Raw genomic sequence first — 12,845 nt, forward strand, 5'->3', positions numbered from 1 at the left:
GCGAGACTCAGATATCGAGGAATCGGACGTCCTTGGCGTTGCGCTGGATGAAGGAGCGTCGCTCGGCGACGTCCTCACCCATGAGGATGGAGAAGATCTCGTCGGCGTGAGCGGCGTCCTCGAGGGTGACCTGGAGCAGCAGTCGCTGCGACGGGTCCATCGTGGTCTCCCACAGCTCGTCGGCGTTCATCTCGCCCAGACCCTTGTAGCGCTGGACCGCGTTCTCCTTGGGCAACTTCTTGCCCTGCTCGAGACCGTCGCGCATGAGCGCGTCGCGCTCGGAGTCGGAGTAGACGAACTCGTGCTCGGCCGGCTTGTTCCAGCGCAGCCGGTAGAGCGGCGGCTGGGCGAGGTAGACGTAGCCCTGCTCGATCAGCGGCTTCATGAACCGGAACAGCAGCGTCAGCAGCAGCGTGTTGATGTGGTGACCGTCGACGTCGGCGTCGGCCATCATCACGATCTTGTGGTAGCGCAGCCGGTTGATGTCGAAGTCGTCGTGGACGCCGGTGCCCAGCGCGGAGATGATCGACTGGACCTCCTGGTTGGCGAGCACCTTGTCGATCCGCGCCTTCTCGACGTTGAGGATCTTGCCTCGGATCGGGAGGATCGCCTGGATGCGCGGGTCGCGGCCGGACTTGGCCGAGCCGCCCGCGGAGTCACCCTCGACGACGAAGATCTCGCACTCTTCGGGGTTGGTCGACTGGCAGTCGGCGAGCTTGCCGGGCAGGCCGCCACCGCCGCCGATGCCCTTGCGGTTGCGGGCGAGGTCGCGGGCCTTGCGGGCGGCGATCCGAGCCGAGGCGGCAGCCATCGACTTGCGGATGATCTCCTTGCCCTCGGCCGGGTTCTCCTCCAGCCAGGCGCCGAGGCGGTCGTTGACCGCGCCCTGCACGAAGCCCTTGACCTCGGTGTTGCCGAGCTTGTCCTTGGTCTGACCCTCGAACTGCGGCTCGCTGATCTTCACCGAGATGATCGCGGTGAGACCCTCCCGGATGTCGTCACCGGTGAGCCGGTCCTCCTTCTTCTTGATCTGGCCCCACTCCTCGCCCCAGCGGTTGATCAGGGTGGTGAGCGCGGCACGGAAGCCCTCTTCGTGGGTGCCGCCGCCGGGGGTGTTGACCGTGTTGGCGAAGGTGTGGACCGACTCGTTGTACGAGGACGCCTGCCACTGCATCGCGATCTCGACGCTCATCGGGTTGGACGCCTTGTGGTCGGTCTCGGTCTCGAAGGCGATGATGCTCGAGACCGGCGTCTTGCGCTTGTTCAGGTGGTCGACGTAGTCGGCCAGACCGCGCTCGTAGTAGAAGGACTGCTCCAGGACCCGCTCACCGTTGCCGGAGCTGTGCAGCTCGTCGGCGCCGTCGGTGTCCTGCTCGACGGTGCCGTCCTCGACCGCCTCGGCGATCGCGGACGCCTGCGGCCGCTCGTCGCGCAGCTCGATCCGCAGCCCCTTGTTCAGGAACGCGGTCTCGCGGAAGTGACTCGAGATCGTCTCGAGGTTGTACTCGGTCGACTCGAAGATGTCGCTCGACGCGTTCCACGAGATCGTGGTGCCGGTGCGCTCGCCCTCTTCGAGCTCGCGCACCTCACGAAGGTCGTAGTCGGGTACGCCGCTGGTGAACTGCTGCTCCCACAACCGGCCCCGGTTCTTGATCTCCATGTGAAGGCTGGTCGAGAGCGCGTTCACCACGGAGGAGCCCACGCCGTGCAGACCACCGGAGACCTTGTAGCCGCCTCCGCCGAACTTGCCACCGGCGTGCAGCACGGTCAGCGCCAGGGTCGCGGCGGGGATGTCCTGGCCGGCCGCGGTGTCGGTCGGGATGCCTCGGCCGTTGTCGGAGACGCTCACCCAGCCGTCCTCGCGCAGCGTCACCTGGATGGTGTCGCAGTAGCCGGCGAGGGCCTCGTCGACCGCGTTGTCCACGATCTCCCAGATCAGGTGGTGCAGTCCCCGGGCCCCGGTCGAGCCGATGTACATACCCGGTCGTTTGCGGACCGCTTCGAGCCCTTCGAGAACCTGGATGGCAGACGCGTCGTATGCGACTCCGTCTACGGTCTCGTCGTCCGGCATGGGAGTCGTCTGGTCGGCAGCGGTCACCGGTGCGATCCACCTGTCATTTCGGTCCGGAATCGGACATGGTGTCGGTCGGGCATGCAGCGGGCCGACCTGCGCCGGGTAGTGGCACCTAGGACGGTCGACCCAATCCCCATAATACCCCGTAGAACCCCGGATTCCACGCAGGCGGCCCATCCTGAGGGGGAACTGTGATCGAAATGAGCGTCTGTGCGTCTCCTGACGGTGTCTCTGCGCCCTCAGCAGGGGGCTCGGTGAGTCCCTATACGTCCTCGGGACGCTTAGAGCGGCAGATCGCGGCTCACGCGCCGCGCCTCGAACACGTGTTCACGAGTGGCCGCGCCTCGGCCTCAGCCGTAGGTGTCGCGCGGCCCGCGACCGTCGCGTAGGCCCCGAGGCCCCTTCTTCCACGAGGGCAGATGGGGGCCGAGAACCTCGATGATGAGGACGGTCCCATGACCCAGCTCCTCGTTGAGGCGCTTGACCAGGGTCGGCGCGAGCAGCTTGAGCTGGGTGGCCCACGCGGTCGAGTCGGTGCGCACGGACAGCTTGCCGTCGGCGTACGACTCGGGGGTGGTGTGGTCGGCGATCTCCTCGCCGACGATGTCCGCCCATCGGGCCATCACGCCGTGCACCCGCAGCGAGGTGTCCCAGCCGTGGTCGTCGACCATCCGGCTGACCACCGATTCGATCATCTGGGGGTCACGGTCGTCGGGTCGGGCGCCGGAGACCGTGCCTCGTCGGGTGGCGTTGTCCAGCCGCGTACGCCGCTTCTTCCTCGTCCCTGCCTTCTGGGCGGGCATCTTGGCCGTGGCCCGGGTCAGGGAGCGGGCTAGGTCTAGGCCGTCGGGCCGCTTTTCGGGTTCTTCCTCACCGCCTTCGGCGGTGGTCTCGACAGGCTCGACCACCGGCTCGTCACTCATCGCGGGTCACCTCGCCGGCCGTGACGTGGTAGCGGGCGCCGGCGAGCGCGGCAGGTACGTCCTCGGGGACCGCGGCGGTGACGAGGACCTGCTCGGCGTCGGCCACCAACTCGGCCAGCTGGACACGCCTTTGGCTGTCGAGCTCCGCGAAGACGTCGTCGAGGATCAGGATCGGGTCGTCGCCGTCGGCCCGCAGCAGGTCGTACGCAGCCAACCGGAGCGCCAGCGCGAAGGACCAGGACTCGCCGTGGCTGGCGTAGCCCTTGACCGGGAGGCGCTCGGCGCCGGCGCCGTGGCCCAGGTGCAGCAGCAGGTCGTCACGGTGGGGGCCGACCAGGCTGATGCCCCGGTCGAGCTCGTCCTTCTGGCGTCTTGCCAGCTCGGACAGGATCGTCTGGCGAAGAGTCTCCACCGGCGGGGTGGTCTCGACAGGCTCGACCACCTCGACCACCGATCGATAGGTGATCTCGGCGTCGTCCCGGCTGGCACCGCGGGCGACCGTCTCGTAGGCCTTGCCGACGTAAGGCTTCAAGGCTTCGACGAGAGAGAGTCGCTGAGCGAGGATCTCGGCGCCGATGGTTGCCAAGTGCTCGTCCCAGACGGCCAAGGTGGCCAGCGCACCCTCTCGGGCGGAGCCACGCGCGAGGCCGGCGGTCTTGAGGAGCGAGTTTCGTTGCTTCAGGACGCGGTCGTAGTCGCTGCGCACCCCGGCCAGGCGGGGGGAGCGCAGGATCATCAGGTCGTCGAGGAACCGCCGCCGGTCGGAGGGATCCCCCTTGACCAGGGTCAGGTCCTCGGGGGAGAAGACGACGGTGCGGACCACCCCGACCAGGTCACGGGTGCGGGGGAGCGGGCTCCTGTTGATCCGGGCCTTGTTGGCACGGCCCGCGTTGATCTCGACCTCGAGCGTCGCGGTGCGACCGTCACGCACCACCGCGGCGCGCACGACGGCCTGGTCGGCACCGGCCCGGACCAGGGGTGCGTCGGTGGCGACCCGGTGGGACTGCAGCCGGGAGAGATAGTCGATCGCCTCGACCAGGTTCGTCTTGCCCTGACCGTTTCGTCCGACGAAGGCCGTCACGCCTGCCTCGAGCGGGACCTCGACGCTCTGATAGGAGCGGAAGTCGTGAAGAGAGAGGTGTGAGACGTACATCGGGTTTCCTCTCTCGTTAAGGTGCCTGCATGACCCAGTCTCCCAACCCTTACGGCCCGCCTCCAGGGCAACCCGCCTACGGCGCACCGGCAGGGCCTTTCTATCTGTCGGTGATGGGCCAGGTCCACGGGCCGTACCCGGTCGAGCAGCTCGCTCACATGGCGGCCGCGGGCCAGATCAAGTCCGACACCCCGGCCAGCCTCGGCACCGACCAGCAGTGGTTTCCCGTGAAACAGGTGCCGGGTGTCTTCTCGAGCCGGGAGTGGCTCGTCGCGCTGCTGCTCTCGATCTTCCTGGGTGGGTTCGGAATCGACCGGTTCTACGTCGGGCAGATCGGGCTCGGCATTCTCAAGCTGATCACCTGTGGTGGCTTCGGCGTCTGGGCGATCATCGACCTCATCCTGATCATCGTGAGAAAGTTCCCGGATGTCGACGGCAAACCCCTCGCCTGACCTGCGTCAGCGCTTCGCGGCGGTGAGCTCCACGGAGATCACCGCCGCCATCGGCGTCGGCGGGATCGCGATCGCGACGCTCCTGCCCGCCGGCGGCATCGAGGACGGCCCGGTGCTCTGCCCGTTCCGTGCGCTCACCGGCCTGCCCTGCCCGGGCTGTGGCCTGACCCGGTCGTGGGTCTACCTGATGCACGGCGACGTCGGCCCGGCGCTGGCCAGCAACTGGTTCGGCCCGGTCCTCATCCTGGCGGTCATCGCCCTGGTCGTCACCTCCGTGCGCGCCCGCTCGGCCGGGAAACGCCCCGCTGACCTGGACAATCTCGTCCGTAACCCGATCGTGCTCGGGACCTTCGCGCTCTTCCTCACCTACGGTGCAGCGCGCCTGATCCTCACCCTCGCCGGAGTCGTAGACCCCATCTAAAGGTGGTCGAGCTTGTCGAGACCACCCTCACCAACCGCGGAACCCTCAGGCCTCGGACTCCGAGATCACCGCGTGCCCACCGAACCCGTTACGCATCGCGGCAACCGCCTTCATGGCGTGATCGTCCTTCTGCCGTGAGACGAACCGCGCGAAGAGCGAGGCCGAGATCGCGGGCATCGGGACGGCGTTCTCGATCGCGGCCTCGACGGTCCACCGACCCTCGCCCGAGTCGTCGGCGTAGCCCCTGATCTTGTCGAGGTGCTCGTCGGCGCGCAGCTGCTCGACGAGAAGATCGAGAAGCCAGGAACGTACGACCGTTCCGGTCCGCCACGAGGCGAAGATCTCCGGGACGTTGTCGACGATGTCGACCTTGTCGAGGAGCTCCCAGCCCTCGGCGTAGGCCTGCATCATCGCGTACTCGATGCCGTTGTGGACCATCTTGGAGAAGTGGCCGGCCCCGGGGGTCGAGCCGCAGTGGACCAGGCCGTCCTCGGTGCCGGACGGCTTGAGCGCCTCGAAGGCAGGCATCACCTTGGCGGCGTTCTCATCGGAGCCGCCGTACATCAGGGCGTAGCCGTTCTGGAGACCCCAGACACCACCGGAGACACCGCAGTCGACGAAGCCGATGCCCTGCTCAGCGAGGCTCTCGGCGTTCTTGGCGTCGTCGGTGTATTTCGAGTTGCCGCCGTCGACGACCAGGTCGCCCTCGCCGAGGAGCTCCTTGAGCTCGGCGATCGTGGAGCGGGTCGGCTCGCCCGCCGGCACCATCACCCAGACCACCTTCGGGCTGGGCAGCGCCTCGACCATCTCCGCGAGGCTCGCCACGTCGGCGAGATCCGGGTTGCGGTCGTATCCGACGACGGTGTGGCCAGCCTCCCGCAGCCGGGTGCGCATGTTGCCACCCATCTTGCCGAGGCCGACGAGTCCGATGTGCATGCGAGATTCCTTCAGATTCGGTGGTCGAGCTCAATACCGGTGGTCGAGCTTGTCGAGACCACCCTACGAGCGAGGGGTGAGCGAGAGAAGGTCAGGAGAGCAGGCGCCGCGGCATCAGCAGGTAGCGGAACCCCGGCTCCTCGCCGCCCTCGGCCGGCTTGCCGCTGATCACCACCGGCTTCGGAGCCTGCGTGAAGGCGAGCTCGACGACCTGCTGATCGATGGCCTGCAGCCCGTCGAGGAGGAACTGCGGGTTGAACCCGGTGGTGAGCCCCTCGCCCTCCATGGTCGCCTCGATGGACTCGGACGCCTGGGCCTCGTCGCCGGAGCCTGCGTCGAGGGTGAGGACGCCGTCCTCGAAGACCATCTGGACCGCGGTGTTGCGCTCGGCGACCAGCGCGACGCGCTTGACCGACTCGATCAAGGAGGCCTTGTCGACGAGCGCGGTGGTGAGGTGCTCGGCCGGGAACAGGCTGCGCACCTTCGGGAACTCGCCGTCGAGCAGGCGCGTCGTGGTGCGCCGTACGCCACCCGCGGCCGCGCCCTCGAAGCCGATGATCCCCTCACCGGTGCCGGTGGTGGACAGCGCGAGGGTGACTTCGCTGCCGCTGGTCAGCGACTTGGCGGTGTCACCGAGCACCTTGGCCGGCACCAGCGCGGCCATGCTCTCGTCGGGGGTCGCCGGGTTCCACTCGAGCTCCCGGTGGGAGAGCCGGAAGCGGTCGGTGGCGAGCAGCGAGATCGTGGATCCCTCGATCTCGAGCCGCACGCCGGTCAGGACCGGGAGCATGTCGTCGCGGCCGGCGGCGGTCACGGCCTGGGCGACGGCGTGGGCGAACAGCTCCGACTTCACGGTGCCGGCCGCGGTCGGCATCTCCGGCAGGGTCGGGTAGTCCTCGACCGGCATCGTCTGCAGGCTGAACCTCGCGCTCCCGCAGGTGAGCGAGACGCGGGATCCGTCGGTGACCATCTCGACCGGCTTGGCCGGGAGGCTGCGACAGATGTCGGCGAGCAGCTTGCCCGACACCAGTGCCTTGCCCTCGTCGGCGACCTCGGCCGAGAGCGTCGCTCGCGCTGAGGTCTCGTAGTCGAAGGTCGAGAGCATCAGGCCCTCGTGACCCGCCTCGATCAGGAGGCCGGAGAGCACCGGGGTGCTGGGGCGGACCGGAAGGCTGCGGGCAGCCCAGGCGACGGCATCCGCGAACACGTCGCGGTCGACGCGGAACTTCACGATGACCTGTCCTTCTTCTAACTCGACATCGGGGCGTTTGGGGACATGCGGTCCGGGCTGTGCTTGAACCTTGAGGGGAAGACGCCACCGGTTCCGGAACGCCCCCGCGTTGACATGACCTGGAGTACGCATCCTGCCACGGACCGCCGACAACCGGTAAGCGCTCAGCCGTCTCGGCTCTGCACAGGCGTGCCTGTGGACTTCGGATGGCCGAGCGAGTTGTCCCCAGGGAAGGGCGCTCGTGGAATTTCACCGAGGATCCGTGGATTAAATAGTTTCGTACGTCGTAAGAGCATCTGTGGGAAATGTGGATGAAGCACGTCTTCCCAGGTGGCAGCCGCAAATATGATTCCACAGGGGGTGTGGACGCCCTGCTGAAATGACGCACGTCACTGTGGGCTGTGGAGAGCCGTCGGGACTTCTGAGTGTTTTGTGCACAGGCCATCCCCTTTTCCATCCCATTTGAACGGCCGGTTCTCCACAGGTTTCGCCCAACCTGTGGGCTGTGGAGAACCTTGGGAGAACCTCGGGAAATCTCGGTCTGTGGGTTTTGGAAATCCCAAAACGCGGACGAGGCGCCTGTGGACGAGCCTCGGGAGACGCCGCAAGGCACCGGCCGTCGAGCCTGGCGAGACCACCTGAGGCACACAGAAGCCAGCGATCGAGCCCGTCGAGACCACGGAAAGAACCGGTGGTCGAGCCTGTCGAGACCCCCCGACCGTGACTCACGGGGTGGTCTCGACAAGCTCGACCACCGGTGGTGGTCGCTGCCTGCGTACGTCCGGGTCTAGGCCTGGCGCGCCTGCATCTTGACGCGGTTGGTGAGCTCGGAGACCTGGTTGAAGACCGCGCGGCGCTCGGCGAGGAGCTGGTTGATCTTCCGCTCGGCGTACATCACCGTGGTGTGGTCGCGGCCGCCGAAGTGCTTGCCGATCTTGGGCAGAGAGTCCTCGGTGAGCTCACGGCACAGATACATGGCGATCTGGCGGGCCATGACGAGGTGACGCCCGCGCGACGGTCCGGTGAGCTCGTCGATCGACAGCCCGAAGTAGGCCGCGGTCTGGGCGATGATCAGGCCGGCAGTGATCTCCGGCTCGCCACCGTCGGGGATGAGATCCTTGAGCACGATCTCGGCCAGCGTCAGATCGACGTCCTGCCGGTTGAGGTTGGCGAACGCGGTCACCCGGATCAGCGCACCCTCGAGCTCACGGATGTTGGTCTGGATCTTGCTCGCGATGAACTCGAGCACGTCCGGCGGTGCGGTGAGCCGCTCCATCGCCGCCTTCTTGCGAAGGATCGCGATGCGGGTCTCGATGTCGGGCGGTTGGACGTCGGTGATCAGACCCCACTCGAACCGGTTGCGCAGCCGGTCCTCCAGCGCCTCGAGCCGCTTGGGCGGACGGTCGGAGGTCAGCACGATCTGCTTGTTGGCGTTGTGGAGCGTGTTGAAGGTGTGGAAGAACTCCTCCTGCGTCTGGGTCTTCCCCTCCAGGAACTGGATGTCGTCGATCAGCAGGACGTCCACATCGCGGTAGCGCCGCTTGAACCGGTCCTGCCGGTCATCGCGGATCGCGTTGATGAACTCGTTGGTGAACTCCTCCGAGCTGACGTAGCGCACCTTCGCCCCGGAGTAGAGGCTCCGGACGTAGTGGCCGATCGCGTGCAGCAGATGGGTCTTGCCGAGACCTGACTCGCCGTAGACGAGCAGCGGGTTGTAGGCCTTGCCCGGTGCTTCGCTGACCGCGACTGCGGCCGCGTGCGGGAACCGGTTGGAGGACCCGATGACGAACGTCTCGAAGGTGTACTTCGGGTTCAGCCGGGTCTCGAGGACGTTGTGGTTGGGCTCGCTCGGTCGGGTCGGCGGACCAGGGACGAGCGGCCGCGGTGGGACCGGCTCCTCGACAGGGGCCACGGGAGGACGCGGGGGATTTGTCGACATATCGCCATAGCCGGGGCGTACGTCGTCGTTCCCCGCGGGCTGGGCCGGCTGCTGAGTGGGCGGCGGCGCGATGGGGGCCTGCGGACCGGCGTACGCCGCGGGCGCCTCCGGCTCCTCGCGTGGCCCGGCAGGGGGCGGGCCGGGGATGAGGCCCGGCGCGTTGGGTGGGTAGACCGACTGATGCGGGAAGGCCGTCTGGCTGGGGTACGCCGACTGGCCCGGGAAGGCCGTCTGCTGCTGAAGGGCAGCAGCGGCGGCAGCGTCTGCCGCGGCGATCTCCCGCTCGGAGATCATGATCGCCTGGGTGTCGGGATCGGGCGTGACGTCGAGGTCAGGGTTCACGGTGACCGCGATGCGGATCTCGCGATGGAAGATCTCGCCCAGCGACTTCTCCAGGGAGCCACGCAGACGGCCTTCGATCTGGTTGCGGGTGAAGTCGTTGGGGACCTCGACGATCGCGGTCGACCCGTGCAGAGTGAGCGGTTCGCTGTCTCGGAGCCAGGCGCGCTGGTTAGGCGGAAGCTCGGCGACCACCCGCGTCCATGCGGACTGGAGATCTGGCTGTGGTTCTGGCGCGAGGCCGGAGTGCTCCACAGGTTCCTGCCTTCCCTGATGGATCGGGTGGTGGTCTTGTACTGATGCAGCCTGGATTGATGCAGCGGTCTGGTCTACATCCTCCACAGACTTTTCCACAAGCTGTGGAGCATCCCCGAATGTAGGCATCGGAGACCAACCGAGACACGTTGCCGTCCGCGAGAATCCGACCGTATCGGCAGGTCAGGTGGGAAAATAAGATCCCAGCGTGGCATCCCCCCGAATGCGGCCGAAGCTCCTGGCGATGTGCAGGGAAACCTCGGTAGAGGACGAAGTTACCGGCTGGCGGCGGTCCCGGGCAAGCCGTCCTCCACAGGTGGAGGGTGAATCACAGGGGTGTGATAGGGCGCGGGTTTGACCGTGGTTTCGCCGTCCACGTACCGTTGCTAGGTCACCTGGTCTACGGGTGCCGCATGTCCACGCCTCGTCGGGGCGCGGACGGGCGGTGCTTGTTGAATCGGCCCGCCTGGATCCACCGAGGGCGACCCCAATCGTGCCGGACGAGCGACCGGCCACCACACCACACCAACTAAGGAAGCACCCGTGAGCAAGCGTACTTACCAGCCGAACAACCGCCGCCGTCACAAGACGCACGGTTTCCGCCTGCGCATGCGCACCCGTGCCGGCCGCGCGATCCTCGCTGCGCGCCGCGGCAAGGGTCGCAAGAGCCTGACCGTCTGAGGCCCCGGCCTCAGCCACCACGCGCGTGCTGCCACGTCGCCACCGACTGGTCGATTCGTCGGGCTTCAAAGAAGCGGTACGACGAGGCAAGCGCGCGGGCTCGAAGAGCCTGGTGGTCCACCTGATCGTCCCTGACACCGGCATCGATGCCGTTGAGGAGCGCGAGCCGCAGGTGGGCTTCGTGGTGAGCAAGGCCGTCGGTCCGGCCGTCGTCCGGAATCGCGTGAAACGCAGACTGCGTCATCAGGCCCGGGAGTCCCTGAGCGGACTCCCGGGCTCTGCTGTGCTTGTGGTCCGTGCACTTCCCCCTGCAGCCGGCGCTTCGTACGACGACCTCGGCACCGATCTGAGGCGTTGTCTCGCGCGGGTGCTGTCATGAGCTTCGTGCGGAGTGGTCTCGACAAGCTCGACCGCCTGCTGACGTACGTCCTGGTCGGAATGCTCCACGTGTGGCGGACGCTCATCAGTCCGCTGTATGGCGATGTGTGCCGCTACTACCCGTCGTGCTCGGCGTACGGGCTCGAGGCCGTCAAGACGCACGGCCCCTGGCGCGGGAGCTGGCTGACGGTGCGCCGTCTGTCCCGTTGCGTCCCCTGGGCCAAGACTCGGGGCTTCGATCCCGTGCCACCCCCGAAGAATCCAAGAGACCCTGAAGACCTTGTCCGTGTAAGTGCGGACTCCCGACAACGAGGAGCCTGATCCGTGGGAGCCATAGGCGATCTGTTCGGATGGATCGCAACACCGCTGTATTACGCCATCTCGGGCATCCTGCTCGTGTGGCAGAAGGCGTTCTCGTACGTCATTCCGTCCGAAGGCTGGCAGTGGGCGCTGGCCATCGTCGGTCTGACCGTGACCATCCGCGCGCTGTTGATCCCGCTGTTCGTGAAGCAGATCAAGTCGAGCCGGAACATGCAGCTGCTGCAGCCGAGGGTCAAGGAGCTGCAGAAGAAGTACGGTCACGACCGCGAGAAGCTCGCCGCCGAGACCATGAAGCTCTACAAGGACTCGGGCACCAACCCGTTCGCGTCCTGCCTGCCGCTGCTGCTGCAGATGCCGATCTTCTTCGTGCTGTTCCGGATGTTGGAGCACGCCTCGAACGGTGACGGCAAGGGCTTCCTGAGCGACGCCGACGCCCACGAGTTCGCCAGCTCGACCTGGCTCGGCTCGTTGCTCTCGGACCAGTTCACGACGGCCGACCACATCAGCACGTACTTCCTCACCGGGTTCCTGGTCCTGGCGATGATCGCCACGACCTTCCTCACCCAGCGCCAGCTGATGTCGAAGAACATGCCTGCCGACGCGATGACCGGGCAGTACGCGCAGCAGCAGAAGCTGCTGCTCTATGTACTGCCTGTCGTGTTCGCCGTCGGTGGTATCGCCTTCCCGGTCGGAACGATCCTCTACTGGACCTCCTCCAACCTGTGGACGATGGGTCAGCAGTTCTACGTGATCCGCAACAACCCCGCGCCGGGGACGCCGGCCTTCGACGCCAAGCAGGAGCGCGACCGGGCCAAGCGTAAGAAGAAGGGCATGACCGACGCGGAGATCGACATCGTCGAAGCCGAGGAGACGGTCACCGAGAAGCGTCCGGTGCAGCGCAACCAGCCCAAGAACCAGACCAGGAGCCAGCGGAAGAAGGCCGGCACGACCGCCGGTCGCTCCACGACCCAGAAGGACGGGGGAACCAAGTGACGACTCAGGATGTGAGCGAGACCGAGGTCGAGACTGTGGAGGCGGTCAGCGAAGAGACGCGCCTCAAGCAGCTCGAGCAGGAAGGTGACATCGCGGCGGACTACCTCGAGGAGCTCCTCGACATCGCCGACCTCGACGGTGACCTCGACATGGACGTCGAGGGCGACCGTGCCGCCGTCTCGATCGTCGGGGGAGACCTGCAGCAGCTGGTCGGTCGTCACGGGGAGGTCCTGGACGCCCTTCAGGAGCTGACCCGGCTCGCGGTCTACCGTGAGACCGGCGAGCGGTCCCGCCTGATGCTCGACATCGGTGGCTACCGCGCCGACCGTCGCTCGACGCTGATGGCGCTCGCCGAGGAGACCGTGGCGAAGGTCAAGGAGTCCGGAGCCCCGGTCTCACTGAAGCCGATGTCGCCCTTCGAGCGGAAGGTCGTGCACGACGCCGTCGCCGCCGCCGGCCTCACCTCTGAGTCCTCCGGTGTGGAGCCGCGGCGCTACGTGGTCGTCCTGCCTGACTGACGCTGACACAAAGAGATCGCCCCTCGTGCCGTGTGGCACGAGGGGCGATCTCTTTGTGCGGGTGTTTCACGTGGAACGGGGGATCGGTGGTCGAGCCTGTCGAGACCACGACCTCGCGGTCGTGCAAGGACCTCTTCGTGGCTGCCCCCGGCCCGGCGCCGACGTCGAGCAGCCGCTGGGCAGCGTCCAGGTGCGGCAGCAGGTAGGCAGCGGAGTTCTCCGCCGTACGCC

13 protein-coding genes are annotated in these 12,845 nt (G+C 67.0%); 7 read left to right on the forward strand and 6 right to left on the reverse strand.

The window, feature by feature from the left end:
- Nucleotides 1-7: 7 nt before the first annotated feature.
- The 3 genes from gyrB to recF all read right to left on the reverse strand — a co-directional run bounded on the left by gyrB (nt 8) and on the right by recF (nt 4,150).
- The gene (gene gyrB / locus ABZZ22_RS03490; RefSeq protein WP_354926868.1) at nt 8-2,071 is read right to left on the reverse strand and encodes a DNA topoisomerase (ATP-hydrolyzing) subunit B; all 2,064 of its coding nucleotides are present in this window, start codon (nt 2,069-2,071) and stop codon (nt 8-10) included.
- 353 nt (nt 2,072-2,424) lie between these two features.
- On the reverse strand, nt 2,425-2,997 hold the full coding sequence (locus ABZZ22_RS03495) for a DciA family protein (protein ID WP_354926849.1): 573 nt from the start codon (nt 2,995-2,997) through the stop codon (nt 2,425-2,427).
- Nucleotides 2,990-4,150 carry a DNA replication/repair protein RecF gene (gene recF, locus ABZZ22_RS03500; RefSeq protein WP_354926851.1) on the reverse strand — a complete coding sequence of 387 codons (1,161 nt, stop codon included), beginning with the start codon at nt 4,148-4,150 and terminating at the stop codon, nt 2,990-2,992. The genes ABZZ22_RS03495 and recF overlap by 8 nt, the downstream gene beginning before the upstream one ends.
- 29 nt (nt 4,151-4,179) lie before the next feature.
- Between recF and ABZZ22_RS03505 the strand changes: the two genes are divergently transcribed.
- Nucleotides 4,180-4,602 (forward strand): NINE protein, encoded by a 423-nt coding sequence (locus ABZZ22_RS03505; RefSeq protein ID WP_354926853.1) that lies wholly within the window; start codon nt 4,180-4,182, stop codon nt 4,600-4,602.
- Nucleotides 4,577-5,023 (forward strand): DUF2752 domain-containing protein, encoded by a 447-nt coding sequence (locus ABZZ22_RS03510; protein WP_354926855.1) that lies wholly within the window; start codon nt 4,577-4,579, stop codon nt 5,021-5,023. The genes ABZZ22_RS03505 and ABZZ22_RS03510 overlap by 26 nt, the downstream gene beginning before the upstream one ends.
- Before the next feature lie 45 nt (nt 5,024-5,068).
- Here ABZZ22_RS03510 and gnd read toward each other — a convergent pair whose 3' ends face one another.
- The 3 genes from gnd to dnaA form a co-directional block, all read right to left on the reverse strand.
- Nucleotides 5,069-5,959, reverse strand: a complete 891-nt coding sequence (gene gnd, locus ABZZ22_RS03515; RefSeq protein ID WP_354926857.1) for a phosphogluconate dehydrogenase (NAD(+)-dependent, decarboxylating) — start codon at nt 5,957-5,959, stop codon at nt 5,069-5,071.
- Between the two features lie 91 nt (nt 5,960-6,050).
- Nucleotides 6,051-7,190, reverse strand: coding sequence for a DNA polymerase III subunit beta (gene dnaN / locus ABZZ22_RS03520; RefSeq protein ID WP_183542400.1), 1,140 nt, complete (start codon nt 7,188-7,190; stop codon nt 6,051-6,053).
- Between the two features lie 787 nt (nt 7,191-7,977).
- On the reverse strand, nt 7,978-9,723 hold the full coding sequence (gene dnaA, locus ABZZ22_RS03525; RefSeq protein WP_354926859.1) for a chromosomal replication initiator protein DnaA: 1,746 nt from the start codon (nt 9,721-9,723) through the stop codon (nt 7,978-7,980).
- A 543-nt stretch (nt 9,724-10,266) separates the two neighbouring features.
- On the opposite strand from dnaA, the gene rpmH reads away from it, so the two are divergent.
- Genes rpmH through ABZZ22_RS03550 form a run of 5 tightly spaced genes read left to right on the forward strand, consistent with a single transcriptional unit; the run spans nt 10,267 to nt 12,614 of the window.
- Nucleotides 10,267-10,404, forward strand: a complete 138-nt coding sequence (rpmH, locus tag ABZZ22_RS03530; protein WP_091044043.1) for a 50S ribosomal protein L34 — start codon at nt 10,267-10,269, stop codon at nt 10,402-10,404.
- 25 nt (nt 10,405-10,429) lie between these two features.
- Nucleotides 10,430-10,783: a ribonuclease P protein component gene (gene rnpA / locus ABZZ22_RS03535; RefSeq protein WP_354926862.1), complete on the forward strand. Its 354-nt coding sequence runs from the start codon at nt 10,430-10,432 to the stop codon at nt 10,781-10,783.
- Nucleotides 10,780-11,103 (forward strand): membrane protein insertion efficiency factor YidD, encoded by a 324-nt coding sequence (gene yidD, locus ABZZ22_RS03540; RefSeq protein ID WP_354926864.1) that lies wholly within the window; start codon nt 10,780-10,782, stop codon nt 11,101-11,103. The genes rnpA and yidD overlap by 4 nt, the downstream gene beginning before the upstream one ends.
- A 3-nt stretch (nt 11,104-11,106) precedes the next feature.
- A complete protein-coding gene (gene yidC, locus ABZZ22_RS03545) occupies nt 11,107-12,096 on the forward strand; it encodes a membrane protein insertase YidC (protein WP_292649569.1) in 990 nt (329 codons plus the stop codon).
- Between the two features lie 11 nt (nt 12,097-12,107).
- Complete coding sequence (locus ABZZ22_RS03550; protein ID WP_354926870.1) at nt 12,108-12,614, forward strand: R3H domain-containing nucleic acid-binding protein; 507 nt, start codon at nt 12,108-12,110, stop codon at nt 12,612-12,614.
- Nucleotides 12,615-12,845 lie beyond the last annotated feature (231 nt).

Source organism: Nocardioides sp. NPDC006273 (genome assembly GCF_040613495.1).
Lineage (GTDB): Bacteria > Actinomycetota > Actinomycetes > Propionibacteriales > Nocardioidaceae > Nocardioides.